The organism is Rhizobium sp. LjRoot98 (assembly GCF_964252935.1).
Classification (GTDB): domain Bacteria; phylum Pseudomonadota; class Alphaproteobacteria; order Rhizobiales; family Rhizobiaceae; genus Pararhizobium.
Window position 1 is genome coordinate 422871 of sequence record NZ_CAXUPW020000002.1, and the last position, 26897, is coordinate 449767.

At 59.7% G+C, this 26897-nt stretch carries 28 protein-coding genes; 10 read left to right on the forward strand and 18 right to left on the reverse strand.

Annotated features, from left to right (window positions below; translation table 11 throughout):
* Nucleotides 1–20: 20 nt before the first annotated feature.
* The 3 genes from ACSQ3J_RS10580 to znuA form a co-directional block, all read right to left on the reverse strand.
* Nucleotides 21–1967: an O-linked N-acetylglucosamine transferase family protein gene (locus tag ACSQ3J_RS10580; RefSeq protein WP_082512284.1), complete on the reverse strand. Its 1947-nt coding sequence runs from the start codon at nt 1965–1967 to the stop codon at nt 21–23.
* Between the two features lie 78 nt (nt 1968–2045).
* The gene (gene zigA / locus ACSQ3J_RS10585; RefSeq protein ID WP_060506257.1) at nt 2046–3251 is read right to left on the reverse strand and encodes a zinc metallochaperone GTPase ZigA; all 1206 of its coding nucleotides are present in this window, start codon (nt 3249–3251) and stop codon (nt 2046–2048) included.
* Nucleotides 3252–3339: 88 nt separating this feature from the next.
* A complete protein-coding gene (gene znuA, locus ACSQ3J_RS10590; protein WP_060506258.1) occupies nt 3340–4326 on the reverse strand; it encodes a zinc ABC transporter substrate-binding protein ZnuA in 987 nt (328 codons plus the stop codon).
* A gap of 104 nt (nt 4327–4430) precedes the next feature.
* On the opposite strand from znuA, the gene ACSQ3J_RS10595 reads away from it, so the two are divergent.
* The 3 genes from ACSQ3J_RS10595 to ACSQ3J_RS10605 are packed head-to-tail and all read left to right on the forward strand — an operon-like array spanning nt 4431 to nt 6578.
* On the forward strand, nt 4431–5348 hold the full coding sequence (locus ACSQ3J_RS10595; RefSeq protein WP_060506259.1) for an ATP-binding cassette domain-containing protein: 918 nt from the start codon (nt 4431–4433) through the stop codon (nt 5346–5348).
* A complete protein-coding gene (gene znuB / locus ACSQ3J_RS10600; protein WP_060506260.1) occupies nt 5341–6174 on the forward strand; it encodes a zinc ABC transporter permease subunit ZnuB in 834 nt (277 codons plus the stop codon). Before ACSQ3J_RS10595 ends, znuB begins: the two co-directional genes overlap by 8 nt.
* A complete protein-coding gene (locus ACSQ3J_RS10605) occupies nt 6174–6578 on the forward strand; it encodes a Fur family transcriptional regulator (RefSeq protein ID WP_060506261.1) in 405 nt (134 codons plus the stop codon). Before znuB ends, ACSQ3J_RS10605 begins: the two co-directional genes overlap by 1 nt.
* A gap of 67 nt (nt 6579–6645) precedes the next feature.
* Here the strand turns inward: ACSQ3J_RS10605 and ACSQ3J_RS10610 are convergent, their stop codons facing one another.
* The 3 genes from ACSQ3J_RS10610 to ACSQ3J_RS10620 all read right to left on the reverse strand — a co-directional run bounded on the left by ACSQ3J_RS10610 (nt 6646) and on the right by ACSQ3J_RS10620 (nt 8141).
* Complete coding sequence (locus ACSQ3J_RS10610) at nt 6646–7176, reverse strand: gamma carbonic anhydrase family protein (RefSeq protein WP_060506262.1); 531 nt, start codon at nt 7174–7176, stop codon at nt 6646–6648.
* A 9-nt stretch (nt 7177–7185) separates the two neighbouring features.
* Nucleotides 7186–7869: a fumarylacetoacetate hydrolase family protein gene (locus tag ACSQ3J_RS10615; RefSeq protein WP_060506263.1), complete on the reverse strand. Its 684-nt coding sequence runs from the start codon at nt 7867–7869 to the stop codon at nt 7186–7188.
* A 68-nt stretch (nt 7870–7937) separates the two neighbouring features.
* Nucleotides 7938–8141, reverse strand: a complete 204-nt coding sequence (locus ACSQ3J_RS10620) for a hypothetical protein (protein ID WP_060506264.1) — start codon at nt 8139–8141, stop codon at nt 7938–7940.
* A 272-nt stretch (nt 8142–8413) separates the two neighbouring features.
* Between ACSQ3J_RS10620 and ACSQ3J_RS10625 the strand changes: the two genes are divergently transcribed.
* Nucleotides 8414–8662, forward strand: coding sequence for a hypothetical protein (locus ACSQ3J_RS10625; protein ID WP_060506265.1), 249 nt, complete (start codon nt 8414–8416; stop codon nt 8660–8662).
* A 252-nt stretch (nt 8663–8914) separates the two neighbouring features.
* A complete protein-coding gene (locus tag ACSQ3J_RS10630; RefSeq protein WP_037095905.1) occupies nt 8915–9157 on the forward strand; it encodes a DUF982 domain-containing protein in 243 nt (80 codons plus the stop codon).
* Between the two features lie 21 nt (nt 9158–9178).
* Here the strand turns inward: ACSQ3J_RS10630 and ACSQ3J_RS10635 are convergent, their stop codons facing one another.
* On the reverse strand, nt 9179–9364 hold the full coding sequence (locus tag ACSQ3J_RS10635) for a hypothetical protein (RefSeq protein WP_060506266.1): 186 nt from the start codon (nt 9362–9364) through the stop codon (nt 9179–9181).
* 136 nt (nt 9365–9500) lie between these two features.
* Between ACSQ3J_RS10635 and dusA the strand changes: the two genes are divergently transcribed.
* The gene (gene dusA, locus ACSQ3J_RS10640) at nt 9501–10607 is read left to right on the forward strand and encodes a tRNA dihydrouridine(20/20a) synthase DusA (RefSeq protein ID WP_112834595.1); all 1107 of its coding nucleotides are present in this window, start codon (nt 9501–9503) and stop codon (nt 10605–10607) included.
* A gap of 213 nt (nt 10608–10820) precedes the next feature.
* Here the strand turns inward: dusA and ACSQ3J_RS10645 are convergent, their stop codons facing one another.
* On the reverse strand, nt 10821–11033 hold the full coding sequence (locus ACSQ3J_RS10645; protein ID WP_037095903.1) for a cold-shock protein: 213 nt from the start codon (nt 11031–11033) through the stop codon (nt 10821–10823).
* 494 nt (nt 11034–11527) lie between these two features.
* Here ACSQ3J_RS10645 and ACSQ3J_RS10650 point away from each other — a divergent pair, with 494 nt between their 5' ends.
* Nucleotides 11528–12112 (forward strand): J domain-containing protein, encoded by a 585-nt coding sequence (locus ACSQ3J_RS10650; RefSeq protein WP_060506324.1) that lies wholly within the window; start codon nt 11528–11530, stop codon nt 12110–12112.
* 29 nt (nt 12113–12141) lie between these two features.
* On the opposite strand, the gene ACSQ3J_RS10655 is transcribed toward ACSQ3J_RS10650, so the two are convergent.
* From ACSQ3J_RS10655 to uvrB, 6 genes are all read right to left on the reverse strand, one after another.
* Entirely contained in the window at nt 12142–13101 is a 960-nt protein-coding gene (locus ACSQ3J_RS10655) for a calcium-binding protein (RefSeq protein ID WP_060511801.1), read from the reverse strand.
* Between the two features lie 281 nt (nt 13102–13382).
* Nucleotides 13383–13772 (reverse strand): hypothetical protein, encoded by a 390-nt coding sequence (locus ACSQ3J_RS10660; RefSeq protein WP_060506270.1) that lies wholly within the window; start codon nt 13770–13772, stop codon nt 13383–13385.
* A gap of 906 nt (nt 13773–14678) precedes the next feature.
* Nucleotides 14679–15248 (reverse strand): hypothetical protein, encoded by a 570-nt coding sequence (locus ACSQ3J_RS10665; RefSeq protein ID WP_156397731.1) that lies wholly within the window; start codon nt 15246–15248, stop codon nt 14679–14681.
* A 198-nt stretch (nt 15249–15446) separates the two neighbouring features.
* Nucleotides 15447–16217: a P-loop NTPase fold protein gene (locus tag ACSQ3J_RS10670; RefSeq protein WP_436039073.1), complete on the reverse strand. Its 771-nt coding sequence runs from the start codon at nt 16215–16217 to the stop codon at nt 15447–15449.
* A 160-nt stretch (nt 16218–16377) separates the two neighbouring features.
* Nucleotides 16378–16842 carry a DUF3828 domain-containing protein gene (locus ACSQ3J_RS10675; protein ID WP_060506326.1) on the reverse strand — a complete coding sequence of 155 codons (465 nt, stop codon included), beginning with the start codon at nt 16840–16842 and terminating at the stop codon, nt 16378–16380.
* 786 nt (nt 16843–17628) lie between these two features.
* Nucleotides 17629–20811, reverse strand: coding sequence for an excinuclease ABC subunit UvrB (gene uvrB, locus ACSQ3J_RS10680; protein ID WP_436039074.1), 3183 nt, complete (start codon nt 20809–20811; stop codon nt 17629–17631).
* Between the two features lie 213 nt (nt 20812–21024).
* Between uvrB and ACSQ3J_RS10685 the strand changes: the two genes are divergently transcribed.
* A complete protein-coding gene (locus tag ACSQ3J_RS10685; RefSeq protein ID WP_060506327.1) occupies nt 21025–21378 on the forward strand; it encodes a DMT family protein in 354 nt (117 codons plus the stop codon).
* On the opposite strand, the gene ACSQ3J_RS10690 is transcribed toward ACSQ3J_RS10685, so the two are convergent.
* Nucleotides 21368–22252: an RDD family protein gene (locus ACSQ3J_RS10690; protein WP_060506275.1), complete on the reverse strand. Its 885-nt coding sequence runs from the start codon at nt 22250–22252 to the stop codon at nt 21368–21370. The two genes, ACSQ3J_RS10685 and ACSQ3J_RS10690, sit on opposite strands and share 11 nt — an antisense overlap.
* A gap of 215 nt (nt 22253–22467) precedes the next feature.
* Between ACSQ3J_RS10690 and ACSQ3J_RS10695 the strand changes: the two genes are divergently transcribed.
* Nucleotides 22468–23253 carry a hypothetical protein gene (locus ACSQ3J_RS10695; protein WP_436039075.1) on the forward strand — a complete coding sequence of 262 codons (786 nt, stop codon included), beginning with the start codon at nt 22468–22470 and terminating at the stop codon, nt 23251–23253.
* Between the two features lie 3 nt (nt 23254–23256).
* Here ACSQ3J_RS10695 and ACSQ3J_RS10700 read toward each other — a convergent pair whose 3' ends face one another.
* From ACSQ3J_RS10700 to ACSQ3J_RS10710, 3 genes are all read right to left on the reverse strand, one after another.
* Entirely contained in the window at nt 23257–24123 is an 867-nt protein-coding gene (locus ACSQ3J_RS10700; protein ID WP_436039076.1) for an ATP-binding cassette domain-containing protein, read from the reverse strand.
* Nucleotides 24124–24155: 32 nt separating this feature from the next.
* Nucleotides 24156–24935, reverse strand: a complete 780-nt coding sequence (locus tag ACSQ3J_RS10705; protein ID WP_060506276.1) for an ABC transporter permease subunit — start codon at nt 24933–24935, stop codon at nt 24156–24158.
* An 88-nt stretch (nt 24936–25023) separates the two neighbouring features.
* Nucleotides 25024–25992, reverse strand: a complete 969-nt coding sequence (locus ACSQ3J_RS10710; RefSeq protein WP_060510989.1) for an aliphatic sulfonate ABC transporter substrate-binding protein — start codon at nt 25990–25992, stop codon at nt 25024–25026.
* 322 nt (nt 25993–26314) lie between these two features.
* Between ACSQ3J_RS10710 and ACSQ3J_RS10715 the strand changes: the two genes are divergently transcribed.
* Nucleotides 26315–26884, forward strand: a complete 570-nt coding sequence (locus ACSQ3J_RS10715) for a hypothetical protein (protein WP_060510991.1) — start codon at nt 26315–26317, stop codon at nt 26882–26884.
* Nucleotides 26885–26897: the final 13 nt, after the last annotated feature.

Below are 26897 nucleotides of genomic sequence, written 5' to 3' on the forward strand. Positions count from 1 at the left end.
GGGCGGCCTCCTGTGCCGCCTTACCGGAAGGGCGATGTGCGCGCGGGTTGCGCGGGCACATCGAAATGCTCAGGTGCAAGCTTCTGTCTGGCTCGGTCGGCCATCATTCCATAGGCCGTTTCCAGATGGCGGCAGAAACGTTCCGCGTCAAACAGCGGCGCCGTATAGCGGTTGGCTTCGATCGTCTGCTTCAGATGCGCAACCCGCGCTGGATCGTTCGATAGAGCAATGGCTTGGCCAACGAACGTGTCGAAATCCGGGGCTGCAAGCTCACCAAGGCCGATCGCCGTCAGCAGGCTTTCCGATACGCGCGATGCAAAATTGCTTCCCTTGACCGTCAACACCGGCAAGCCTGCCCAGAGTTGGTCGGATGTTGTCGTGTGGCCATTGTAGGGAAACGTGTCGAGACCAAGGTCGGCGGCCTGCAGGCGGGCGATATGCGCCTCGTAGTTTGTCTTGGGTGCAAAGATGATGCGATCCGCTTCCACGCCGCGGCTTTTAATGGCGGACAGGAAGTTACCGCGGGCGACGTCTCCGTCGATCATCACCCAGAGAACCGTATTGCCGGTGCCGCGCAGGATCTCTGCCCAGCAATCGAGCGTCGGTAGCGAGACCTTGCGGGCGGCATTGAACGCCGCCAGGACGAAGCGATCGTCAGGCAACCCCAGATCTGCGCGGCTGCGCGCTGGTGGGCGGGCGCGGTAAACCGGGTCGTTCGGCTGGTAGGTTTCGGGCAGCCGGCAGAATTTCTCGTGATAATGCGGCTTCGAACTGTTCGGCAGAACGATGGCGTCGCCGATCACATAATCGCATTCGATGTTGACTGTACTTCCGGGGAAACCGAGCCAAGCCACCTGGACCGGCGCGACCATATGGTTCAGGATCTTCGAGCGCGATCCTGCCGTATGGCCCTTGAGATCGACCAGGATGTCCGTCTGCCGGGCCTTTATCGCGTCGGCGGCCTCAGCGTCGGAAAGCGCCTGAATTTGGACGATCTTCCCCCATTTTTCGCGGTTTCCACCGTCGAAGCCGATAAATCTCTCCGGCGTGTAACAGTAGAGTGTTACGTCGAACCGGTCTCTGTCATGTGCCTCCAACACGCTTTGGAACAACCGCATGGTGGCGTGGTCGTCCCACAGATCGCTGGAAAGGTAACCGATCCGGAGCCTGTCGCCCCACACATGCGGGCGCGACTTCCTTTGCCGGCTTGCCGTGGGTGAGGGGAGTTGCGAAACGCCTGGATTGTTCGTCGCCAGCCGGTTCAGCCGTTCGACGCCGCAGTGCAACAGATTCGAATAGCCGGTTTCGCCGGCGAGAGTTTCCATTCTACCGGCAGCGATCTCGGCGGCAAGCCAGCGCTCGATCTGCTCGATCGCTGCGTAATCGCAAAAATCCCGTGCCACGGACAAATATTTGAGCTGCGCATAAGGGTCGTCCGGATGGAGCGCTGCGATCTTGCGGAACAGCGTCAAGCTGACCGGATTGCGATCGTCGGACGCGAAAATGTCGCCGGCGAGATTGAGGTGATCCGGGTCATCGCTTTCCACCAGTGTATTTTTGACGAGGTCGACGAGAGCGTTATCGCCGGTGCGCAGCAGCGAACGGGCGAGGATATAGGCAAGCTCGGGATCGTTGGGCAGCGATTTGAGAAGTTTTATGCCGATGAGCTGGGTACGGTCATCGTCGCCGGTCGCGAAATAAAGTCCGCAGGCGCGCCGCAGAAGAATGGGTGCGTCAGAGCCGGCATGCTGCGCCGCCTGTTCAAACGCTTCCGCTGCCTCAGCGGTGAAACCGAGTTTTTCCAGCACTTTCGCGAGTAGCAGCGTTACCTCAGCCGCTTCTTCGCTCTCGCCAAGCATCCCGTTGAGGATTGTCAGTGCTTCGATATATTGGTTCTGTTCGAATGCCGCTGCCGCCGCGGCAATTCCTTGTCCACTCATACTGATGCCTGCTCCGGGCTGTGCCATTTAGAGATTCCAGCGGGAATGTGCCCTGCTTTGCTTGCGCGAGGCAGGGCGTCACGCCGGCTTGCCGCGGCGGGATCATCAGGCACTCCGCTGGCTCCACTCCGTAAACGGGTCCGGCAAGGCCCGCCAGCGGTCCGGGGTAAATGCCTTGGCATCGACCAGACACTCGTCGAGTTCCGCTTCCAACGTTGCCTGATCCATTGGATCGGCACCGATAAAAACGATCTCCTGGCGGCGGTCGCCCCAGACAGGATCGAGATAGGGTTTCATCATCGCCAGGAAACCCGGATCATCCGGCCATTGGGTTTTCGGAACCGCCGACCACCACAGTCCCATTTTCGCGGTGCGCACCATCGGTCCGGCCTGGCTGAGTTCGCCTGCGTGATGCGGGCGTGTTGCCAGCCAGAAGAAACCCTTCGCCCGTACAACGCCCGGCCATGGCCGGTGGACGAAATCGTGAAACCGCGCTGGATCGAACGGCCTCTTCGCCCGGTAGACGAAGGAGCGGATGCCATATTCCTCGGTTTCCGGAATGTGGTCCTTGAAGCCGTGCAGTTCCTTGTACCAGAGCGGATGCTGTTCAGCTTTCAGCATATCGAACAGGCCGGTGCCGAGAACGTCGCGCAGCGCCACCTTGCCGAAATCGGTCTCGATCAGCCGCGCGTCGGCATTCAGCCCGGCAATGATTTTTCGTGCGGCATCGCGCTGCTCGGGTGTTGCGCTGCCCGTCTTGTTGAGAATGACGACATCGGCAAATTCGATCTGCTCGACCAGCAGATCAACAAGCGTGCGGTTATCATTGTCTCCGGCCGTATCGCCGCGATCGGCCAGAAAGTCGGCGGAGGAATAATCCCCGAGCAAGCTCACGGCATCGACCACCGTTACCATCGTATCGAGCCGTGCAACGTCCGCGAGGCTGTTGCCGTCTTCGTTGCGGAATTCAAACGTGGTGGCGACGGGCAGGGGTTCGGCAATGCCTGTCGATTCGATCAGCAGATAGTCGAACCTGTCCTGTTCCGCGAGCTTGCGGACTTCGTTGAGCAGATCGTCGCGTAGGGTGCAGCAGATGCAGCCGTTGGTCATCTCGACCAGCTGCTCCTCCGTACGCGAAAGATTGGCGCCGCCGTCGCGCACCAGCGCCGCGTCGATATTGACCTCGCTCATGTCGTTGACGATGACCGCGACCCGCAGCCCGTCTCGATTGTTGAGGATGTGGTTGAGCACCGTGGTCTTTCCGGCGCCAAGGAATCCGGAGAGGACGGTGACCGGTAGCTTGTCGGGCATGTTTTTATCCTTAATGTTATATTATTACATTTGATGATCTAAAAAAGCGGACCATTGGCCCGCTTTTTCAAAGTCTTGGGAGGACGTCCTAGCTGCCGTTGGAAAGGCATGTCTTCAGCGATACGCCAATACCCTCCATCAGCTGGAAATAGAGGTCGGGTCCTGCTTCAAGTGTCGCCGCCTCCGGGTCCAGCGTGCCGGATTTGGCCGATGTGCCTTCGAGCACGACATTGACCAGCTTGGGCTCGAACTGCGGTTCGGCAAAAACGCAGGTGGCGCCGAGTTCGACGATCTTTTCATGGATCTGCTTCAGCCGCGCGGCGCCGGGCAGGGTTTCTGGGCTGACCGTGATCGATCCGGCCACTTTCACCTGATAGCGATGCTCGAAATACTGGTAGGCGTCATGGAAAACGATGAAGGGCTTGTCCTTGATTGGTGCGACGGTCTCGGCAAGCGTTTTGTCCAGTGCGGCGAGGCGGGTGTTCAGCGCATCGAGATTGGTCTTGTAGGCGGCGGCATTGTCCGGGTCTGCCGCAGCCAGCGTCTTTTCGATTTCGACGGCCATCGCCGTGGCATTGGCCGGGTCGAGCCAGAGATGCAGGTCGAACTCACCCTCGTCGTGATGATGGCCGGCTTCACCATGGGCATGCCCCTCGGCACCTTCTTCGTGCTCGTCGCCGTGGTCATGGGCTTCAAAGGCGCCGCCTTCGCGGAATTTCAGTTTTTCAAGGCCGGGTGCATCGTCGAGCTCAACGAGCTTGGCCTTGCTGCCGAGCGATTCCAGTGGCTTTTCGAGAAAGGCTTCCAGCCCATGACCGACCCAGAAGACAACATTGGCCTTCTCCAGCGCCGAAGCGTTGGAGGGCTTCATGCTGTAGGTGTGTGGGGAAGCTGCTCCTTCAACGATCAACGCCGGTTCGCCAACGCCCTGCATGATCGAGGCGACCAGGGAGTGGATCGGCTTGATCGAGACGACGACATTGGGAACCTCGGCATGGGCGGCTCCGGCTGCCAGGAGTATCGTGGGGGCGAAAACGAGGGAGGATGTCAAAAGGAGGGAATTTTTCAGGCTCATGCGGGAACTCCTGTCTTGTAAATCAATGTAATGTTATTACATCAATTGCGTTATGCTATAACGTGTGGCATAGCGGCTGGCAACACCCCATCCGGATTTTTTTGATGCTGAATTTTCACAAGTCCGATCAGGCACCACTCGTCTCGCTCAACAATACCGGCATCCGCCGTAACGGCCGCTGGCTGGTGCGTGGGGTCGAATTTTCGATCCGCCGTGGTGAGATTGTCACGCTGATTGGCCCCAACGGTTCCGGCAAATCGACGACGGCGAAAGCTGCGATCGGCGTCTTGAAGCCGGATGAAGGCTGGGTCGAAAAAATGCCGGGTCTGAAGGTCGGTTATGTGCCGCAGAAGCTGGCGATCGACTGGACGCTGCCTTTGACCGTCGAGCGGCTGATGACGTTGACCGGACCGCTGAAGGGACGCGAAATCGAGGAGGCGCTGCAGTCGACCGGTATCGCCCATCTCGCCCGCGCCGAGGTGCAGCACCTGTCCGGCGGCGAATTCCAGCGTGCCTTGCTGGCCCGCGCCATCGCCCGCAAGCCGGATCTTCTGGTGCTGGACGAACCGGTGCAGGGCGTCGATTTTTCGGGCGAGATCGCGCTTTACGACCTGATCAAGTCTATTCGCAACAGGACGGGCTGCGGTATCCTGCTGATCTCCCACGATCTGCATGTGGTGATGGCCGAGACCGATACGGTAATCTGCCTCAATGGCCATGTCTGCTGCCGCGGTACGCCGCAAGTGGTCAGTCAGAGCCCGGAATACCTGAAGCTGTTCGGCAGCCGCGCCGCAAAGTCGCTCGCCGTTTATAGCCACGATCACGATCATACTCATCTTCCGGACGGCCGCGTGCTGCATACCGATGGCAGCATCACCGAACATTGCCATCCCGATGACGGTCACCATCATGGCGATCATGCGCATGGCGATGCTCATGAGCACGTGCATGGCCCAGACTGCGGCTGTGGCTATAAGAGCCGCCTGCAGGGATACGATACCAAGGAGAACGGCCGTGTTTGATGATTTCTTCACCCGCGCGCTCATTGCCGGTATAGGACTTGCAATCACCGTCGGCCCGCTCGGCTGCTTCGTCATCTGGCGGCGCATGGCCTATTTCGGCGATACGATGGCCCATTCGGCGCTGCTCGGCGTGGCGCTATCGCTGCTGCTTGATCTCAATTTGATGCTCAGCGTCTTCATCGTTGCCGCCGCCGTGTCGCTGCTCCTCCTGCTGCTTCAGAAGCGTGGCGCGCTGTCGACCGATGCGCTGCTCGGCATTCTCTCGCATTCGGCGCTGTCGATTGGCCTCGTCATGGTCGCTTTCATGACCTGGGTGCGGATCGATCTGGTTGGCTTCCTGTTTGGCGATATTCTTGCGGTGTCGGAGGCCGATATCGATCTGGTCTGGGGTGGTGGCATTCTCGTTCTGGCCGCCATCGTCTATCTCTGGCGGCCGCTGCTTGCCTCCACCGTCAATCCGGAACTGGCCGAGGCAGAAGGTTTGCAGCCGGAGCGGGCGCGGCTCTATTTCATGCTTTTGATGGCGCTTGTCATCGCGATCGCCATGAAGATCGTCGGCATCCTCCTGATCACGTCGTTGCTGATCATTCCGGCAGCCACCGCCCGGCGGTTTGCGACGTCACCCGAAATCATGGCGGTGCTCGCCTCGGTCATCGGCGCGCTTGCGGTTACCGGTGGGCTGTTCGGCTCGCTGCATTTCGATACACCGTCCGGCCCATCAATCGTGGTTGCGGCGATGGGGCTTTTCGTGCTCAGTCTGCTGCCGTTCGGCCGCAACAAAAACGCTGAGACGGCGATACATTCGACGCATGGAGGACATCACTGATGGCGGCACAACAGCTTACAAAGAACCAGTCGCTGGTCCTCGACGCACTCCATCATGCCGATGGCCCGCTCAGCGCCTACACGATCCTCGATAAGCTGCGTGATCACGGGTTTCGTGCGCCGCTGCAGGTCTACCGGGCGCTCGACAAGCTGTTGGAATTCGGCCTGATCCACCGGCTCGAAAGCATGAATTCCTTCGTCGCCTGCGCCCATCCGGATCATCAACATCACCATGATCATGGGGTCACTGCCTTTGCCATCTGCGAGGATTGCGGGCAGGTGACCGAGATGCACGACGAAGCCATGGAAGAGCGGCTGACGGTTCTGGCTGGAAAGCAGCATTTCAAGACCGAGAAGACCACGATCGAAATCCGCGGTCACTGCCAGAACTGCACCGCTGAATAAGAGCACGATTGTTTGAACCGGGTTCCGCACAGAACCCGGTTCAAACACAGCGCAATTCCGGCGCCACCTATTCGATGACGGAAAGGCTGGTTGCAAACAACTGCCATTTTTTGACGTAGCCATCAGCCGATTTCCGCAGTCCGGCGACAGCGGCATCGTCCATCAGCCGGATGGCTTTCGCCGGCGCCCCGACGATCAGCGAATTGTCCGGAAAGACCTTGCCTTCCGTCACCAGTGCGTTGGCGCCGACCAGGCAGTTGTTCCCGATGACGACGCCGTTCAGCACCGTTGCTCCCATGCCAATGAGCGAGTTGTCGCCGATGGTGCAGCCATGCACGATGGCGCGGTGGCCGATTGTGCAGCCTTCGCCGATAGTCACGGGCAGTCCCGGATCGACGTGAATGACCACGCCCTCCTGGATATTGGTGCGGGCGCCGATGCGGATCGGTTCGTTGTCACCGCGCAGCACCGCGCCGAACCAGACGCCGACATCGTCGCCCAGTTCGACTTGACCGATGACGTGCGCATCAGGCGCAACCCAATAGCGATCTTCCGGCGGCACAGCGGGCCGGGTGGCCCCAAGAGCATAAAGCGGCATGGTTCCCCCTTAAACGACCGCAACGGTCAGCGTCGCGACGCCATCGATGCCGCACGATACTGTGTCGCCTCGCGATACGGGACCGACGCCCGACGGGGTGCCCGTCATGATGATGTCGCCGGCGGCGAGCGTAAACAGTTTTGACAGTTCGGCGATGATCTCCGGTATTTTCCAGATCATCTGATTGAGATCGCCCTGTTGCTTGGTCTCGCCGTTGATTTTCAGCCAGATATTGCCATCGACGGGATGCCCGATCGCTTGCGCCGGCACAATCTGCGATACCGGCGCCGAATGTTCGAAGGCCTTTGCCGCAGCCCAGGGTTTGCCGGCCGCCTTTGCCTGCGCCTGCAGGTCGCGCCGGGTGAAATCGATGCCGACAGCGTAGCCGTAGACGCAGTCAAGCGCGTCTGCAGCCTCAATGGCATCACCACCATGCTTCAGTGCGATCACCAGCTCGACTTCGTGATGCACGTCGGATGTAAGAGGCGGGTAGGGGAACGCATTGCCATGGACAAGGTTGTCCGGATTCTTCTGGAAAAAGAAGGGTGGTTCCCGGTCCGGATCATGCCCCATCTCGATGGCATGGGCGGCATAATTGCGCCCGACGCAATAGACGCGGCGGACCGGAAAGGTTTGCTCGGAATTCACCACCGGCAAAAGCACCGGCGCGGGAAGGGGGATTACAGTTGTCATCGATATCCAGACATCCAAATTGCGAATGCTGGACGATAGCACCCCATAACCGGGTGGGGAAAGCGGCCTCAGCTGCAGACGTAAGCCTGAAGCTGGTCGCGTGTCAGAAACTGGCTGTCTGCCCGCGAATTGAATTCGGGGTGCGTGTATTCGAGGCTGGGGACGTCCGGAAGTTCGAGTGCTTGACGTACGGTCATGATGCCAACGTCGCGACGGTCGCTGCCACGCTTCAGACTGACTTCAACGATGCGGTATAGATTTTCCTCTACCATGTGTTCTCTCCCGTCTCTTTATTTTTTTGATTCTGGGCTGCAGTAGCTACTCCGAAATTGGTTTTTATGAGGCACCTCAGCTATTAGCATGCCACACATGAAGAAATCGCAACAGTGATTTTTTAGCAGTTGCTTTAATTTGTGCCGGAATGGAGCACCCTTCTTTTTTGACCTTTTGAACGCGTATTCGCATCTGGTTGTTTCAAGCATTTCCGAATTGGAACAATCGCTCTGCCTAGGTGTTGTGTTCGCGACAGCAAAAGGAGCCTGAGATGGCGAACATCAAGAACTTGCGGACCGGTTTTACCGGCGAACTCAAAGAGACTGGCGGCGTAACCGCCAAGGCGAAACAGGCGGCGGCTTATGTCCGCGATGAGGCCTCGGCCGTGGCGCAGAGCGCTCAGGAGCATCCGTCCGCGACCAGCGCGGCCTTTCTTGTTTTCGGAGCGGCCGCTTTCGTTGCAGGCTATCTGATCGGCACCGCCTCCAGCGCCGAGTCTACACGAAGACGTTACTGGTAACGGTTGCATTGCGTCAGATTTTAATTGATTTTTGTGCATCGCAGCATTATTGTTCCATCCATCGCAGCGATTCACCTCCTCCCGAAGAGCTGCGATCGATCAGCGGCCACCTCCTCCCGGCCGTGGGTCATTTTCAGAAGCCTGCCGCACCTCCTCCCGCGGCAGGCTTTTTTCGTTTGGCACTCTGCCCAACGGGAACCAAATGGGTTATCTTGCCGTTATGGTCTGGCAAGACATTCGGAGGAGACGCTCATGCCAAATGCCAAATGGTCCAATCCCGTGGAAGTCGGGTTCGAGCATAAAGGTTCGAAGATCGTTTTCGGACCGTTCGATGCCCTCATCTGCCTGATGGACACCTGGCCCGATCTTCGTGGTCCGCGCTACGTTGCTGCGAGAAGCTTCTGCCGTGCCGCCATCGACGGCCGCAAGTCGCCGGAAGAGGCGCGAGAGGTTTTCATCGCCGCCGCGCAAGAGGCCAAGTTGCAGGCGCATTGATCCATCTCAAATAGGGTCTCGTCAGGCCTTAACTGCGCAGTTGGCGCAGAGCTTGGTGCTGGTGCCTGCCGATATGGTGCCCTGCCTGCTGTTGCTGAACATCAGGTTTCCAGTGTGCATTTCTTCTTTCGGCGCCCGCCTTATTGTCTGCGGCGCAGCTTCATTCTTTCTTTTAGAAACAGTCCAGCAGCCTTCCAAAAGTTCCATCTCGCTTTCAAAACCTTGCCGCTGTATAAGGCCGCAATTGGTTAGGCCGTTTGAGCCGTGAGAGCTTCTCCGCTTGCGCCTGTTTCTCCACCACAATGTACCACCGCCGGGACGTGCGGGGATGAAAGTATTTTTGATGGACAATGTAGCGATCCCGGCATTGACGAACGCCGCTGCGGGTTACTTCGGAGCGCCCGTGTTCGCTGTCGCCCCGATGATCGATTGGACGGATAAGCATTACAGGTTTCTGGCCCGGCAGCTTTCCAGGCATGCGTTGCTCTACACCGAGATGATCGTCTCCGAGGCGATCCTGCGCGGTGACCGGGAGAGGTTGCTGGGGTTTGATGCAGTCGAGCATCCGGTTGCCCTGCAGTTGGGCGGTAACGATCCCGTCAAGATGGCCGAGGCTGCGCGGATTGGCGAACAGTTCGGTTATGCCGAGATCAATATCAATGTCGGCTGCCCTTCGGATCGTGTCCAGTCTGGCACATTCGGCGCCTGCCTGATGCGTGAGCCCTCCGTGGTGGCTGACTGCGTGGCGAAGATGAAGGCGGCGGTGTCCATTCCTGTGACGGTGAAATGCCGGATCGGTGTCGATGACCAGGATCCGGAGATTGCCTTGCGCGATTTGGTCTCGCGGGTCGTGCAGGCCGGAACAGACGCCGTCTGGGTTCATGCGCGAAAAGCGTGGCTGCAGGGGCTGTCGCCGAAGGAGAACCGCGATATTCCGCCGCTGGATTATCCGCTGGTTCATCGGCTCAAGGCGGAGAATCCCAATCTTTTCATCGGGATCAACGGCGGTCTTGGCAATCTGAATCAGGCAGTTGACGAGCTGAATCAAGGCGCTGTTCTGGATGGGGTCATGCTCGGGCGGGCTGCCTATCACGATAGCGCCATGCTGACGGCCGTGGATGGGTATTTTCCGCATCCGTTGACCGGCGCTGGCCCAGCCGGTTCCGGCGGCGAGGTGTTTACGGCCAATGGCCACCGGCAGTCGCTGGAGTTCTGGGCCGGGGTGCGCGAGGCGATGATGGGCTATGCGGCCGGGCATATCGCGTCCGGCGGGCGGCTGATCCATGTCACCCGCCATATGGTCGGGCTTTTCCAGGGCTGGCCGGGCGCCCGGCGATTCCGCCAGATCCTGTCGGCCGATGCGACGCGGGCAGGGGCCGGACCGGAGGTCATCGCGGCGGCCTTCGATGCGATCTTTGCTGCAGCCGAGGCAAAGCAGGCGGCTGAGTAAAAAGGTCCCGCGTAAACCTCGGGCATCACAAACGGCGGCCATCACGCGGGCGTAAAGCCTTACCGACGACGCGGGGACGGCCCGCTTTCTCGCTTCCTGCCGCCATGATCATCATGGCACGGATTTTGGCGGCGGGGACGATCGTTCAGCAAAAAAAACGGCGCCCCGAGGGACGCCGTTCAATTCAGTCATCGCAAGCGGTCAGATCGAGGCTTAGTCAGCCTGGATGTTGACAGCCTTCGGGCCCTTGCCCATGCGATCCGGCTCGGTGTCGAAGGTGACCTGCTGGCCGTCCTTCAGGGTCTGGAGACCAGCGGCCTGCAGCGCGGAGATGTGTACGAACACGTCCTTTGCGCCGCCTTCCGGCGTGATGAAACCAAAACCCTTGTCCTGGTTGAAGAATTTTACGGTGCCCTTGGTGGCCATGGGAGAAGTCCTTTTTCCCTTAATGATGTGTCCTCACCCCTGCCAGGGTGGAGACGTTTTTCTTTCCGGTTTTGTCTTTATTCCGGAAAGCCAGTCGGAGAAGTCGATAACGGGGAAAGAACGTCTACAGTGCCTTTCGGCACGCCCGGATTTCTCCGGGACCATACAGCCAGTCCAGTCTCCGGGATGCAAACGCCCGAACGCGGAAAATATTTGCAGCAAAAAAAGAAAATAGCAAGCGTTTAATCCTTTGCACTCAACCGCCTGTCGGTACTGGCGGCGCGGTGCACCAGGGCGGCACATCCGCCGGGTTTTGCGCGCCGCCACGGTCCCGGCCGGGGAAAACCGCGCACCGTCGCGATCCTGCCCCAATTTGGTCCCGGCAATGTCCGATTAAGGGGCGCCCACGCCGCATCCGCTTTTGGGTTGATGCGGGATGGGCGAACGGTTAGGTCAGGGATGAAGTGACGAATGCTGGACTGCGAGGTGTTGCCGTGATCGACCCCTATGAAACGCTTGGAATTGCCCGCGATGCCGACGAGCAGGCGATCAAGGTGGCCTATCGCAAGGTGGTGAAGGCCGCTCATCCCGACAGTGGCGGCGATACCGAAGCGTTTGGGCGGCTGCAGGCCTGCTACGACCTGTTGAAGGATCCGGTGCGCCGCAAGGTCTATGACAATACCGGCTATGACCCGCAGCTGGCCGATCCACGCGACCTGCAGGGCATCTTGAAGCTGGAAACGCTGGTCAGCGACTTCATCCTCGACGAGCGCGAGCCCGGCAGTTTCGATCCCGTCGCCGCCATGCGCCGCAGACTCTCCGACGATATCGTCAAGAGCCGCTTTCACATTCTCGAGCTGGAGCGCCACCGCGCCCGCGTGCGCCAGCATCTCGACCGTCTCGGCCGCCGCCCGGCCGCCGACATTCTCGGCTCGATGCTGCGCACCCGCTCGCAATCGATCGCCGAGGCGATCCGCAGCGCCGAATCGCAGATCGAGGCGACCGAGCAGGCCTATACGCTGCTCGAAGGCTATTCCTACGAGCTGGAATTTCTGGAAGAGGTGAAGGCGGCGGAATAGGGCGCCGTTTTCTCCTCCCCCTGCCGAATTCAGAGAATGAACATGTCCTTCGACAGCGATAGTGCGTCGTCGAGATGCAGGACGAAATCGGCCTTCCTGTCGCCGTTGATATCGGCATAGACATACGTGTCTGACGCGTTTTTTTCGTAGCGCAGTTCGCCAGCCCGGCCCGAGAAGGCCTTGGTGGCGATGAAGGCGAAGGACTGGTCACCAATCGCTTTCGTGCTGGCGTCAATGGCCGACAGATCGATCTTGTCGCCGCGGGTGAAGTCGAAGATCGTATCGGTTGCAGCCTTCGAAAGGCCGAGGTCCTTTACCGATTTGAAGACGAAGACGTCCTTTCCGGCGCCGCCATAGAGATCGTCGAAACCGGCGCCGCCATTGAGGCTGTCATCGCCTGCGCCGCCCTTGAGAATATCGTTTCCCTTGCCGCCTTCGAAGATGTCGTTTCCGGCGCCACCGAACAGTTTGTCGGCTGCGGCCTGGCCGCGGATGAAGACGGCGTCGTTTTTCGCCTGGTAGGTGATCGCGCCGCTGGAGGAGGTCCGGAAGATCACGTTGAGAATGAGGGAGGAATCGTCGAAGGTCGACATGCCTTGAAAGTCGATGGCGATCCTGTTCTCGCTGAAGGTGATGTCGTTGGCTTTCAGAGCGATGATATTGGTCTTGAGGGTGACGCCGATGATCGGCGCGATCGCGTTGTTCAGGTCCTCGAAGACGGCGCCGTTGAACTGCGCGGAGATGTTCTTCTTGCCGACGGTGTAACCGGTTTTCCAGAGAACCGTCTTGTCGAAATCGAAGCCGATCGCGGTGTTGGTCACGGTCATCTTGAAGAGCTCGGCGCTGCCTGATGTCAGTCCTTTGATTGTCGTCAGCCCGTTGATCAAGGTATCGGAGCCCCATTCGGGGCGCGTTTTCTGTTCTTCGATGGTGCGGTCGGGACCATAGAAATAATATTGATAATGCAATGTCTTGCCGTCGAAACCCACGTGCCTGCTCCAAGTTTGAATAGCAACCATAGGGGGTGACGGTAAACGTTTCGCTAACCATAAAACGGTCTCGCTGGTCTCTGCGCGCACGACGTCTTGTGTGTGGGATTGAATGCGCCCTTTCACGACGCGCCGGCGGGGCGCAGGACACCTTGGGCGCGCGCAAGGGGTTTCTCACGGCGCAGACGCGCCGTGGCTGGATTCCCGCCACATGGGCGAGAATGACGGAGAGTGAGGCTCTGTGACATGCGGCAAGTGTCCGCGGTGGCTCCCGTCCTTGTTCATTTCGCTGCTGGCTCCGTGCGTGCGACGCTTGTTTCGCGGTCTCGGCGGAAGGCGTCGAAGCGGCGTTTGTCGTGGGGCGGGACGGCGGTGCGGGCGAGTTCGACGCAGACGTCCAGAAAAGCCCGCTTCCCGGGATTGCCCCAGGTGTATGTCAGGCCCTGATGGCCGCCATATTCGAGGATGATCAGGGCCTCGCGGTAAAATTCATCGAAAACCTCGCGCTGTGCTGCGGTCAGATTGTGCAGGCAGCAGGGTTCGCCGCTGTTTTTGAAATGCCAGAAGCAGGTGTTCTTGCGGCGGCAGTCGCGGCGGCGGCAGGCCAGATGCGGCATGGCCAGCATCTCGGCGGTGCGGGCCATCAGCCGTGTGTGGACGGGAAGGGGCATGTCTCTTCTCCTTTGACTGTGTTGCCGGCCACGCGCTCGCATTCACGCGCGAAAAAAATGCCGCCGTGGTTTGAAGGCAGGACGGGGCGCTGAAAGCTGCCGCGTTTGATGGTAAAAAGTGACACCTCTCAGCGCCCCGTTCGGCGGTTTTTGCCCGCGACTTGGGTCTCTCTGCGGTGGTGAGACAGACGGTGTTCGTCTGACCCGATGGACCCCGGCTGAACCAATTTATCAGCAACGCTCCACCCGGCCGCCGCCGGGTTGTTACACCCGGCGAAACCACCCGCTCACCCACCCTGTGTGCCGCACAGGCACGCCCGGCGCGCTCTTTCGGGCTTCAAGAGACAAGGAAAAACCCTTGCCTCTCCCCGTGTCGCCGGAGGGAGAGCATTTTCCGCGAACCCCGGATAGGAGGATGTCCGTCCTTTCCTCAAACCCGGCGCCGGCCCCGCCTCGCTGCCACGGCTGGCAGTGTATCCACGGCGGAACGGGAGAAGTATGGCACGGGTTTTGGGGGCGGGGATTTTGTGGGTGTGGTGGGGAGCGGGATTGCGCAGGTGGCATTTGGGTAAGGGGTTGATTTTGCGCGCTCTCTCACCGAGGGGAGGTGGTGATGCCGCGTCTTTCGAGCAGAAATTTATCCCCGTTGCCGGTCGGGAAATTGGGGCGCTGTCCTCGCCTCCGTCATTCCTGTGCCTGTCACAGGAATCCAGCCACGGCGCGTCTGCGCCGTGAAGGCGCTCTTTTGTTTCGCGTATTAGAAAGGGTCTTGCGCGCTGTGGACACGGCGCACTGAATTCCTGTGACAGGCACAGGAATGACGGAGGGAGGGTCGATTCCGCGTTGCAAACAACAGGGTTCCCGAGGCGAAACGTTATGATCTCACGCGTCTTTGTCTCCGAATGTTTAACTGTAAACTAACTTGCCTTTTCGAAGGTCGCTATCTCCTTCTCTTTCCCAAAATTTTATCATTTCAAAATTTCTTCTTTTTCTTTCCCCAGAATACTGGCTGATATCAAGCATATAAGCATCATATATCTTTCCCTTCCGATCTCGTACGGTAACTCTGGAGCTTATGTGATGTAAAAATTTTAGATCAACAAGTTCCTTTATTGGAAAGACAAACTTCTCCGAGGATTCTTTGTCTACCAAAAGGCAGTTTGTATTTGTTTTCTCTAGGCAAAAATTCCGAATTTTCTCAAACTCTGCCCTCAAACCTCTCGACTCGTCAGGTGATGTATCAAACTGAAAATCTTCCTGTTTAAATGAATCAAGTTCACCGGCGGCCTTGTTTACATCCTCTGCAGAAATCCGCTCGCCTCGAAATCTATCATTACCTGCCAACCGCTGTCTCGCCACATCGATTGAGCGTCGAGTTAAACTTAGAAAATCTCTTGCAACGCCCCCACTAGCCAAAACTAATCGATCTCTAGCGCCATCTGAAAGTATGTCGCTGACCTTGGAATCATACTGCACGCAAAATTGCTCTAGTATCCTAATTAAGAACTTTTTGGTAAGATCATACCTCTCAAGTGTGACGTCTAGGTCAATTTCGTCTGCATCATCACCAAGTTTTACACCTATTGCTTGTGTTCCGGTTGTGTACCATTTGGTTCTGTGCTTGATAGTCCCGATTTTTAGCCATGTATCTGTTCCTTTGGTTATTCTATGAAATTAATCAATAACCATTGCTTGATCAGATTTTCTTATGTGATAAAGATCATCAAGGAGAATATATGATGATCCATCTGCACATGCAGATATTTTCTCAAATAAATCTTTGAATTCCAAAATTCTTCTGTGAAGAATCTCTATCTTCTTGTTTTCATAAGTATCCACTATTTCCTTTTCTGTCTCTTTGGAAATTGTGGCTTTTGCAGATAGGTTACTTGAGGGGCCATCAAGCGAAGCGGTTCCTTCGCCTCCCTTTGCTAGGGATTGGCGCGCTGTTCTGGTGCGATCAATTGTTTCTGCCTCAGACAAGAGATGCTCTAACTCAACTTTGATTTTGTTTATAGAATTAGAAACTTTTGCTACCTCACCCTTGTCCAATGCCTTTCTTGTTGGTTTTTTACCAAATAGTTTTTCCCAGAAAGATTGTTTTGAACCAGGTAATATAGCCGCCGTTTCCATCCATTTTTCATATGATGAGAGAGTTTTTATTAGAATGCTCACCAAAACATCAGGATAGCTGTGTCCTTTAAAGGTTTCCAAATCGATATAGGCGACGGGAGTTCTCGATAAATTGAACTCACTTACAAGTTTATTTAAGAGACTCGATTTTCCTGAGCCCCTGCGACCAAATATCAGATGGTGCCGTTTACTTTTCGCGCGTGATAGAGTGCCCTGAGCTGGCTCAATAAAATATTTTACACCTTCGCGTGTTGATCTAGTGGCTTCTTCTAACGTTGCTGCAAAGTCATCAATTTTATTTGTTTCAAGCATATTAACGAATCTTTCCGCATTTCTATTCGATTAAGATAATAGCGTTTTGGTTGTGGGCAACTATTTTTTTTCAACTAATTTTGGAATTCGTTGGTGGGATAGCTAATATGGCTCTGGCGATAATTGGATTCGAAAAGGCCAGCCGGTTGGGATTTTTACTCTACCGCGCACCATCAAACAACGCGCTCAGGCTCCACGGATATTCCCCCTGCTGGTCGGCGATGTCGTCGACTTTCCAGCCGCCGTGTTCCTTGACCAGCGTGTAGAACAGCGTCACCGGTCCGGAATTCCGGAACGTCACTTCGACTTCGGCGGTATCGTCGATGACGGCCGGCTGGCCGATTTCGACATCGGTGGCCTGGCCGTCATTGCCTGAGATCACCGGGTCGAAATCGATGGTGCCGGCATCGCCGGCCGCTGTGCCGTCGGCATCTTCCTGGAAGCGGGCGTTCAACTGGTCGGAGAAGAACGGCGCGTAGGGCGAGGGGGCGTTTTCGGCGGTTCTGGCGGTGTCGTAGCTGTAGAGCGCCTCAAGCAGGGCCTCCGGGGTCTTGTAGGGTGCGGCCATGGCGGGAAGCGTTGACAGGGCGAGTACGGCGGAGAGGAGGAGGGCGGGCAGGCGCATGGCAGGTCCTTTGGCGGCTGTGGTGTGTTTGAGCAGTAGCCGATGGGCGGTGGTCTGGCCATGGGGCATTTTTGGGGGGATGGCTGGTGCGCGGCAGGCGGCGGTTTCCTTCTTCTCCCCAGCGGGGAGAAGTGCCGAGCGACGGCGAGGCGATGAGGGGGCGGTGCGGCACATTCTGAGCGCTTGGCCCCTTCATCCGGCCCTGCGGGCCACCTTCTCCCCGGCGGGGAGAAGAGGGAGCGGGCGGGATCTTGCGGGTGTCTCGGGGTGGGCGCGCGCTTTGCGGCGTTGAGGCGCACTATGAGGGGCGGCACGGCAGAAAGGGTGCGTGCGGCCCCCTCATCCGGCCCGTTGGGCCACCTTCTCCCCGGTGGGGAGAAGAGGGAACGGGCGGAAACTTCTTCGGCTTTCCCATCCCCCTGCGGGGGATCACGGTTTGTTGTGGTCTGGCCATGCGGCATTGTTGGAGATGTGGCTGGCGTGTCCCACTTCTCCCCAGCGGGGAGACGTGCCGGGCGGAGGCGAGGCGATGAGGGGGCGGTGCGGCAGAATAGGTGCCTGTGGGGCCCTCATCCGGCCCTGCGGGCCACCTTCTCCCCGCTGGGGAGAAGAGGGAGCGGGCGGGGCCTTGCGGGCGTCTCGGCGTGGGTCCGGAATATGCGGGGCGGCACCCCCCTCTGTCGGCTTTGCCGACATCTCCCCCACAAGGGGGGAGATTACCCCGTATGTTTGGTGGTCACCCCACCCCGGCGCGGAGCGCCGACCCTCCCCCTCGAGGGGAGGGTATTACTGGCCGGGGCGGCCGGTCTTGCCTTTGGTTTTCTTCTGGCGCTTGAGGTCGCCGGCATCCTCGTAGGAACCGGCGCCGGATTTGGCGCGGATGAAGGGTTTTGGGTCGTCGGCCCCCCTCACCAAGTTCGCCGAACCAATCGGCTTTGCCTCTTGGGGCGAACTATCCTCTCCCCGTTGGGGCGAGGAGGAAGGATCACGCTTTTCCGGCTGGCCTTCCAGCAGCGGCGAGAAGCGTTTTCCAGATTCCGTCACCGGCTTTTCCGGTAGGGTGCCGCGGGTGTTGAGCGGCTTTTCGGTGCGGCCGACGGTCATTTCGTCGAGGCTGTTCTTGCGGAACAGCCCGGTCTCCTTGCGGTCGGGTGTGGCGATGTCGCGACCCATCTCGTCAAGGTCGGGCTTGCGGAAACCGGATTGCCCCTCCGCCGGTTTGCGGGCCGGGCGGGTCATGTCGGTGCCCGGACCCATGTCGTCGAGCGAGGGTTTGGCGAAGAGGCTCTTTTCCTCCCCCTTGTGGGGAGTTTGGCCCGCAGGGCCGGGAGGGGTGTTTGCGGCGGTTTCCGTGGGTGGGGCTTGCCCCTCCCCAACCCTCCCCACAAGGGGGAGGGAGGCGAGCGAGTTTGCCTTGCCCTTCTTGCCCGATCCCTCCATCGCCCGCGCCTCTTGGCGTGCCATCGGGTCGTCCATGACGGCGAGTTCGGCGGCTTTGAGGCGCTTGATTTCGTCGCGCAGGCGGGCGGCGGTTTCGAAGTCGAGGTCGGCGGCGGCGTTGCGCATCTGCTTTTCGAGCGCTTCGAGATGGGCGGCGAGGTTGTTGCCGACCAGGTCGGTGACGCCGCCCTTGACGCCCTTGATGCCGATATCGGCGCGGACATGATCCTTCTCGTAGACCGAATCGAGGATGTCGGAAATGCGGGCTTTCACCGATTCCGGCGTGATGCCATTGGCCTCATTGTAGGCCACCTGCTTTTCGCGGCGGCGGGAGGTTTCCTCCATGGCGCGCTTCATCGATCCGGTGATCTGATCGGCATAGAGGATGACCTTGCCGTCGACGTTTCGCGCCGCGCGGCCGATGGTCTGGACGAGCGAGGTTTCCGAGCGCAGAAAACCTTCCTTGTCGGCATCGAGGATGGCGACGAAGCCGCATTCGGGAATGTCGAGGCCTTCGCGCAGCAGGTTGATGCCGACCAGCACGTCGAAAGCGCCGAGGCGCAGGTCGCGGATGATCTCGATGCGCTCCAGCGTGTCGATATCACTGTGCATGTAGCGGACGCGAATGCCCTGCTCGTGCAGATATTCGGTCAGGTCCTCGGCCATGCGCTTGGTCAGCACGGTGACCAGCGTGCGGTAACCGGCCTGGGCGGTCTCGCGGATTTCGCCCAAGACGTCGTCGACCTGGGTCTTGGCCGAGCGGACCTCGACCGGCGGATCGATCAGGCCTGTGGGGCGGATGACCTGTTCGGCAAAGACGCCGCCGGACTGTTCCAGCTCCCAGGCCGCCGGCGTCGCCGAGACCGCGATGGTGTCCGGGCGCATGGCGTCCCATTCCTCGAAGCGCAAGGGACGGTTGTCCATGCAGGATGGCAGGCGGAAACCGTATTCGGCCAGCGTCGCCTTGCGGCGGAAGTCTCCCCGGTACATGCCGCCGATCTGGCTGACGGAGACGTGGCTCTCGTCGATGAACAGCAGCGCGTTGTCGGGGATATATTCGAACAAAGTCGGCGGCGGCTCGCCGGGCTGGCGGCCGGTGAGGTAGCGCGAATAGTTTTCGATGCCGGCGCAGGAACCGGTGGCTTCCAGCATCTCGATGTCGTAGCGGGTGCGCTGTTCCAGCCGCTGGGCTTCGAGCAGGCGGCCGCCCTTTTCCAACTCGGCCAGGCGCAGTTTCAGCTCTTCCTTGATCGACTTGATCGCCTGGTTGAGCGTCGGGCGCGGCGTCACATAGTGGGAATTGGCGTAAATCTTGACGCTCTTCAGGTCGTCGGTCTTCTGGCCGGTCAGCGGATCGAATTCGGTGATGCTGTCGATCTCGTCGCCGAACATGCTGATACGCCACGCGGCATCCTCAAGGTGGGCGGGGAAGATCTCGATCGTGTCGCCGCGCACGCGAAAACTGCCGCGTTGAAAATCCATGTCGCGGCGCTTGTATTGCTGGGCGACGAGATCGGCGAGCAGCTGCCGCTGGTCGAGCGTGTCGCCGACCGTCATCTGGAAGGTCATGGCGGTATAGGTCTCGACCGAGCCGATACCGTAGATGCACGAGACCGAGGCGACGATGATCACGTCGTCGCGCTCGATCAGCGAGCGGGTTGCCGAGTGGCGCATGCGGTCGATCTGTTCGTTGATCGAACTCTCCTTCTCGATGAAGGTATCGGAGCGCGGCACATAGGCTTCCGGCTGGTAATAATCGTAGTAGGAGACGAAATATTCGACCGCATTGTCGGGGAAGAAGTTCTTGAACTCGGAATAGAGCTGGGCCGCCAGCGTCTTGTTCGGCGCCAGGATGACGGCGGGGCGCTGGGTGGCCTCGATTACCTTGGCCATGGTGAACGTCTTGCCGGAGCCGGTGACACCGAGCAGGACCTGGGAGCGGTCGCCGTTGGACAGGCCCTCGACGAGGTCCTTGATGGCGGTCGGCTGGTCGCCGGCGGGCTCGAAATCGGCCTTCATGACGATCTCGATGCCGCCCTCGGATTTTTCCGGGCGGGCGGGGCGGTGCGGCGTCCACAGTTTGCCGTCCTTGAACAGCGGGTTGCCGCTCTCGATCAGCGCCGACAGTGCCTCGACGGTGGCGGTGACGCCGCTGCCGGACATGAATTTTTCGGCATCCTCAAGCGCGACATCGAGGCCGGAGACGGGATTAAGACCGGCGGCGGCACGGGTCTTCGGGTCCGACGTGCCACCCATCGAGGTGCCGCGGGCGGAGCGGCTGGCGCTCACCCCGTCCTTGCTGGTCTTTTCCTGCTTTGCCTTCTGGGCGGCGATCTCCACCTTCTTGCGGTGTTTGCCGGCCTTGGAAGCGACGTCGTGGCGGGTCTCGATCGTCTCGGCCTCGGCCATGCGCTGCAGCTCTTCGGCCCAGTCGGCGACATTGGACGACAGGGAACCGGCAGGAGCGCCTTCGAATGAGGCCTGGGGAGCTTCTTCGAAGCCTGTGGTTTTTTTCGGTGCTTTCGACATGCGGGGAATATGGAGAGAGTCCGGCGGAAAGTGAAGGGGAGAGGAGTACAAAAAGGCAACGGGGAGGTGGCTACTGCCAGTTTCTGACAGGATTGTTCGCGAGATCCGGTCCGGCCGGTTTTCTGTGTGGCGGCGGGCGGTCCCGGCTTGAATGGTGGCGGATTGGCGGTACATGCTGCGCATCTCGCCAACCCATCTTTCCAGGGATTCGAAATGCCTTTTTCGCTGAATACGGCCGCCGTGCTGCCGATCGTGCTGCTCATCCTGTCGAATGTCTTCATGACCTTCGCCTGGTACGGCCATCTGAAATATACGTCGTCGCCGCTCTACATGGCCGTGATCGCCAGCTGGGGCATCGCCTTTTTCGAATATTGCCTGGCGGTTCCGGCCAACCGGATTGGCCACGAGGTCTATTCGGCGGCGCAGCTGAAGACCATGCAGGAGGTCATCACGCTGGTGGTGTTTGCTGGTTTCTCGGTGTTTTGGCTGAAGGAATCGCTGACCTGGAACCATGCCATCGGTTTCTGCATGATCGCCGGCGGCGCGGCCTTCGTGTTCAAAGGCTGACAGCCTCAACCGCCGCCGAACCATCATCCGAGCGGATGACGAAGCAACCGACGATGCGGTCGTAGAGGGTCTGGCCGCGCCAGAGGATGAACGGGCCGAACCACCAGAGTGCGCCGAGCAGCCACGCGATCAGGCCAACGGTCAGCAAGGCGCTGAAATCCGGCAGCTGCATGTCGCGGGCGGCACGGACGACATCGGCGAACTCACCGGAGGCCAGCGTCGACACGCCGGGCAGGTTGCGCGCGGCGTGAACGGTGACGGCGATGCCGAGAAGGCATGACGGCAGGAACTTCCAGACCTCCCTCGTCAGGCATTGCCTGAAGGAGGGGATTGCTTGCCTGGCAGCGACGATGCGAAGGAACAGAATGGCTTTTCCAGGCGTCCTGCGGCCCGCCGCCGTCATTCTGGCGGTTGCCAGAACGAACAGCGCCAGGAACAACAGCTGGAGCAGGATGTTCGATGCGGTGCTCGCTCCGGAAATATCCAGCGGGATGGCCTTGCCAGTCTCATCGATCTCTATCGATACGAAGCGGCTGGAACCTGTTGCGTCTGCGGATCTCGTCACCGTCGATATGAAGAAGCGCTGCTGCATGCCGATGCTGGAATTGATACAGATCTGGTTTGTTCGGGTTTCGCCATCCGCCAGTGGCCATCCTGCTTCGACCTCTCCGATCAACGGACTGTCGGTGGTGACCTCGCATGTCGTCGATTGTCCGATGTAGAAACCGAGATTCCAGCCCGTGACGGCCTGCAGCGGCAGCGCCAGCATCATCAGGATGCTGTAGAAAACCGCCAGATCGACAACAAACGCGACGGCGCGGCGCCAGAAAAGGCGCGGTGGCCGTGTTGTGGTGCCAGGCGTAACAGCGGTCATCGGTTCCCTTTCAGCAATCCCGTGTGACCGGGTTCATAGGGCGTCTTGCCGGTGGCGGGCAATGGGCACCATGGGCTTTTCGGAGGCAGTTTTCGCGGATTGACATTTTGGGGCCGCGACCGCATTGCGCGTGTCTGGTTTTGGCGCCGTCCTTCGATGACGCGGCTGAAGGCTGTGATGCGCCGGGCGCCGAGCCATCGGACATGCAGACGGGAATGAACGGGACTGACATGTTGCTCTTGAAACTGACCTTGGTACCCTTCTTTTTGCTTGCCGTTTCGATGGCGGCCGTGCGCTGGGGGCCGGCAGTGGCGGGCTGGCTTGCCGGTCTGCCGATCGTGGCAGGGCCTATCCTCTATCTGCTGGTGCTGGAGCAAGGGCCGATTTTCGGGGTGGGCGCTGCCGCGGCTGCCCTGTCGGCGATCTTCGCGTCTGAGGCCTTCAACCTCGCCTACGCCTGGACCTGCCGCTGGTATCATTATTGCATTGCCGCCGTGATGGGGCTTGCCGCGTGGTTCATCGCCGCCCTCGGCCTGACGAGCTTGCCCGGAACGCCGGCCGTTGCACTCGGTATGGCGCTGCTCGGCGTCATCTGCGCGCAAACATTTCTGCCGCGCACGAACGCCACCGCCAAGGTGATAACGATCACCCGGCTTGATCTGATCATGCGCATGGTTGCCGGTGCTGTTCTGACGCTGGCGGTGACGGTCCTGTCGGCTTCGCTGGGCGCGCAATGGAGCGGCGTTCTGACGGTTTTTCCGCTGCTGGGGCTGATCCTGTCGGTGTCATCGCAGCGGGCCTATGGTCCCGATTTCGTTGTCCGGCTGCTGCGCGGCATGGTGCTGGGACGCTTTTCGTTCGCGGCCTTTTGCCTTTGCCTCGTCTGGCTACTGCCCAGGCAGAATGCCGAGATCGCATTTCTTGTCTCGTCCGCCGTATCCGTCTGTGCTCAATGGGCCAGCAGGCAGGTCGCCGCCGCTCTGCGCCAAGCCCGAGCCTAGCGATTAATCGCTGCCGCCGAACAGCGTATCGAGGATCTTTCCTTCCAGCCGCGCCAGTTCCGGCGAACCGTGGCGGCGGGGGCGCTCAAGCGGGATATCGAAATCAAGCGCGATCCGGCCGTGGTCGATGACGATGACCCGGTCGGCCAGCGCCACGGCTTCGGCGACATCATGGGTGACCAGAACCGCTGTGAAGGTCTGTTGCTGCCAGATGCTTTCGAGCAGATGCTGCATCTCGACGCGGGTTAGCGCGTCGAGCGCGCCGAGCGGCTCGTCGAGTGCCAGAATATAGGGGTGCGCTACAAGCGCACGGGCAAGGGCCACACGCTGGCGCTGGCCGCCGGACAGGACAGACGGCCATTCTTCGGCCCGGTCGGCAAGGCCAACCTCGCTCAGAATGGCGAGCGATTTTTCGCGGGCCTCCGCGCCCTTGGCGATACCGGTCAGGCCGACCTCAACATTCCTGGCGATCTTGGCCCAGGGCAGAAGACGAGGTTCCTGGAACATGATGCGGGTGCGGTTTTCACCTTCCGCGCCCTTGTTGAGCGTCAGTGTGCCGGAGGTCGGTTTGTCGAGACCGGTCAGCAGCCGCAGCAGCGTGCTCTTGCCACAGCCACTTTTTCCGATGACGGCGATGAACTGGCCGGCGGGGACATCGAGATCGATGTTGTCGAGAACGGTCTTGTCGCCGAACTTGCGGCTGACGCCACGAAAGGAAAAGGCGACGTCGCGGTTGTCTTGGTCGCGCGGTTTTGGTGCGGCATAGGGAAACCACTGGCCGGGCGGCGTTTCACGCAGCGCGCGTGCCTCTGCCGTTTCCTTGACCGGACGGGCCGGTTTGGTCTGTTGATCGAGGGTGATGACGGACATTTCCGGTACTCCGTGTTTCGTTTCGCGAAAAATCAGGCAGTCTGGAAGACGGGATGCCACTGCAATGTCAGCCGCTCGAGCAGCCGGGCAAAACTATCGGCGAGCTTGCCGAGCAGGGCGTAGATCAGGATTGACAGCACGACGACATCGATCAAAAGAAACTCGCGGGCCTGCATGGCCATGTAGCCAAGGCCGGAGGAGGCGGCGATGGTTTCGGCGACGATCAGCGTCAGCCACATGATCCCCAACGCATACCGCAGGCCGACGAAGATGGCGGGCAGGGCGCCGGGCAGGATGACGCGGAAGAACAGCGTGGTGCGCGACATGCCGTAGACGCGGCCCATCTCGACCAGTTGCGGATCAACGCTCTGGATGCCGAGCAGCGTGTTAACATAGATCGGGAAGAACACGCCGAGTGCCACGAGGAAGAGCTTTGCTTCCTCATCAATGCCGAACCAGAGGATGACCAGCGGGATCAATGCCAGATGCGGAATGTTGCGAACCATCTGTAGCGTCGTGTCGGTCAGGTTGCGTGACAGGCCGGAAAGACCATTGGCAAGGCCGAAGATCAGGCCGATCGAGCCGCCGATAGCAAAGCCGGAGAGGGCGCGGGCGGTGCTGACGCCAATATTGCGGACGAGTTCGCCCGACAGAAGCAAGCGCCAGAAGGCCTCGGCAACGGCGGAGGGGGCCGCCATGACATTTGGCGAGATCAGCCCGGTGCGGGCGGCAATTTCCCAAACAAGAACGATGAGGGCGGGCAGAAGCCAGCCTGTGCCATTGCGCAGGATCGATTGACCGGTGGATTTCATCCTCTGCCCTTTCTGTTTCGTCGCTAGCCATTTTCGCGTGCCGGTCCGGATTGACGACCGGCACGCTTGCGGTTTCCCTGGGAGGAACTCAGTTTGTCGGCGCGGTCCAGACCGCATCGGCGATGGTGATCTGCTTGGGAATCAGGCCGAGCTTGAAGAACCGATTGGCGGTCTGCTGCTGGCTGGCGACGATCTCCGGCGTAATCGGTTCGACGCCGAAGACGGTGCGGTTGGCAGCGATTGTCTGGGCTTCCAGCGGCACACCCGTCACCTCATGCAGCGCTTCCGCCACCTTGCCGCGATTTGCATCGGCCCAGGCTGCAGCATCCTTCAGGGCGGCGATCGTGGTGGTGACCGTTTCCGGATGGTCCTTGGCGAAATCGCGATTGGCGAGGAAATAGGTCTTGACGTTGAGGGTCTCGGCCGAGGTTGTCAAAATGCGTGGCTTGTAGCGGGTTTCGGCGATGGCGAAGAAGGGATCCCAGACGGCCCAGGCGTCGATCTTGTCGCTGGCAAAGGCAGCGGCCGCATCGGCGGGGCTCAGATAGACCGGGGTGATGTCCTTGAAATCGATGCCGGCTTTTTCGAGTGCCGCGACGACAAGATTGTGGGCGGACGTGCCCTTGCCGACGCCGACTTTCTTGCCCTTGAGATCGGCCAGCGACTGGATGGATGAATCCGGCTTGACGAAGATGGCTTCGCCGGCGCCGTTGGAGGGGAGGGCCGCGACATAGGTGATGGCGGAGCCTGCGGCCTGGCCGAAAATGGGCGGCGCATCGCCGGTCCAGCCGACATTGATCGAGCCGACATTCAGCGCTTCGACCAGCGGCGGGCCTGCGGTGAATTCGACCCAGGAGACGGTGACGCCTTTGGGCGCCAGCGCCTTTTCGATGATCTGCTGCTGGCGGGCGATGACCGGCAGGCCGGTCTTCTGATAACCGATCTTGAATTCGGTCAGTTCGGCGGCGGCCACGCCGGCGGCGGAGAGCCCGGAGGCCGCAAACAGGCTGGTGGCGATGAGGCCAGCGCCGAACAGGCGTCGTGTCAGGTTGAGCATCGGATCCCTCTTATGGCTGGCGGAAGCGTTTTCCGCGTGATGTGGGATCATGCTAGATAAATCTATTATGATTATAGAGTTTATTTATTTTGTAGATTGAGTGCGCGGGGAAATGCTTTTTCGTGGGGGGAGTGCAACCGGCCGGATTTTTCCGTTGCCGGTTATCACCGGCGCAGGCGGCCGGCGCGCCGCCGCTACGCCAGGCAATGACGGGAAACGTCGAATCCACTGCTGGACCTCGCAATGGCGGGGCTTCTCCCCTGGCTGAATCTGCCCTATCAACGGCCGGATTGATCAATCCTATCCGGGAGTTTTTTCGCACGTGATTGATGAAAACTTCTTCTACCCCCGCAAACCTGTCGCGATCGTTGCCCTTGGCGATTCGGCGGAGGCGCTGCTGTTGCGCGCCATTTTGGAAAGTCTTGGGGCGGCCGTGTCTTTGCATCTGCCCGGAACGCCCGGCGATGCTCTCAAGTGCCTGCAGCGGGAGGAGAAGGATGCCGAATACGTCATCCTTTCCGGACATGGTGACGAGAATGGCTTCGTGCTCGGCGAATTTGTCGACGACATAGACGCCGGGATGCTCATTGACGGTAGCCTGCCTGCCGATGCCCTGGCGGGCGCAATCCGGTTGCCGGCAAAGACAGTGATCAGTACCGCCTGCGCGACTGGAACGGATGCTTTCGGGCAGGCCTTTATCGCAGCCGGTGCGCGCGCCTATGCCGCGCCTTCAGACTTTCCGGATGGATCGGCTGTTCCCCTGTTCCTGCACGGCCTGTTCTACGAACTGTTGCACGGCGGGAAGACATTGGAAGAGGCAATTGCGAAAGCGCAAGCCTTTGACACGGGCAATGAGTTGTCTTTCGTGCTCTTCAAGGCACAAGCGGGCTAAGCGCCGGGTTCGC

Coding starts and splice junctions, on each gene's coding strand:
- ACSQ3J_RS10670 (WP_436039073.1), bottom strand. CDS start 16,217: ATGCTTGAAACAAATAAAATTGATGACTTTGCAGCAACGTTAGAAGAA.
- ACSQ3J_RS10615 (WP_060506263.1), bottom strand. CDS start 7,869: ATGACAACTGTAATCCCCCTTCCCGCGCCGGTGCTTTTGCCGGTGGTG.
- ACSQ3J_RS10705 (WP_060506276.1), bottom strand. CDS start 24,935: ATGAAATCCACCGGTCAATCGATCCTGCGCAATGGCACAGGCTGGCTT.
- ACSQ3J_RS10685 (WP_060506327.1), top strand. CDS start 21,025: ATGCCTTTTTCGCTGAATACGGCCGCCGTGCTGCCGATCGTGCTGCTC.
- ACSQ3J_RS10610 (WP_060506262.1), bottom strand. CDS start 7,176: ATGCCGCTTTATGCTCTTGGGGCCACCCGGCCCGCTGTGCCGCCGGAA.
- ACSQ3J_RS10625 (WP_060506265.1), top strand. CDS start 8,414: ATGGCGAACATCAAGAACTTGCGGACCGGTTTTACCGGCGAACTCAAA.
- ACSQ3J_RS10695 (WP_436039075.1), top strand. CDS start 22,468: ATGAACGGGACTGACATGTTGCTCTTGAAACTGACCTTGGTACCCTTC.
- ACSQ3J_RS10690 (WP_060506275.1), bottom strand. CDS start 22,252: ATGACCGCTGTTACGCCTGGCACCACAACACGGCCACCGCGCCTTTTC.
- ACSQ3J_RS10645 (WP_037095903.1), bottom strand. CDS start 11,033: ATGGCCACCAAGGGCACCGTAAAATTCTTCAACCAGGACAAGGGTTTT.
- ACSQ3J_RS10700 (WP_436039076.1), bottom strand. CDS start 24,123: ATGTCCGTCATCACCCTCGATCAACAGACCAAACCGGCCCGTCCGGTC.
- ACSQ3J_RS10660 (WP_060506270.1), bottom strand. CDS start 13,772: ATGCCCCTTCCCGTCCACACACGGCTGATGGCCCGCACCGCCGAGATG.
- ACSQ3J_RS10675 (WP_060506326.1), bottom strand. CDS start 16,842: ATGCGCCTGCCCGCCCTCCTCCTCTCCGCCGTACTCGCCCTGTCAACG.
- ACSQ3J_RS10580 (WP_082512284.1), bottom strand. CDS start 1,967: ATGGCACAGCCCGGAGCAGGCATCAGTATGAGTGGACAAGGAATTGCC.
- znuA (WP_060506258.1), bottom strand. CDS start 4,326: ATGAGCCTGAAAAATTCCCTCCTTTTGACATCCTCCCTCGTTTTCGCC.
- ACSQ3J_RS10710 (WP_060510989.1), bottom strand. CDS start 25,992: ATGCTCAACCTGACACGACGCCTGTTCGGCGCTGGCCTCATCGCCACC.
- ACSQ3J_RS10595 (WP_060506259.1), top strand. CDS start 4,431: ATGCTGAATTTTCACAAGTCCGATCAGGCACCACTCGTCTCGCTCAAC.
- ACSQ3J_RS10620 (WP_060506264.1), bottom strand. CDS start 8,141: ATGGTAGAGGAAAATCTATACCGCATCGTTGAAGTCAGTCTGAAGCGT.
- ACSQ3J_RS10605 (WP_060506261.1), top strand. CDS start 6,174: ATGGCGGCACAACAGCTTACAAAGAACCAGTCGCTGGTCCTCGACGCA.
- zigA (WP_060506257.1), bottom strand. CDS start 3,251: ATGCCCGACAAGCTACCGGTCACCGTCCTCTCCGGATTCCTTGGCGCC.
- ACSQ3J_RS10635 (WP_060506266.1), bottom strand. CDS start 9,364: ATGGAACTTTTGGAAGGCTGCTGGACTGTTTCTAAAAGAAAGAATGAA.
- uvrB (WP_436039074.1), bottom strand. CDS start 20,811: ATGTCGAAAGCACCGAAAAAAACCACAGGCTTCGAAGAAGCTCCCCAG.
- ACSQ3J_RS10630 (WP_037095905.1), top strand. CDS start 8,915: ATGCCAAATGCCAAATGGTCCAATCCCGTGGAAGTCGGGTTCGAGCAT.
- dusA (WP_112834595.1), top strand. CDS start 9,501: ATGGACAATGTAGCGATCCCGGCATTGACGAACGCCGCTGCGGGTTAC.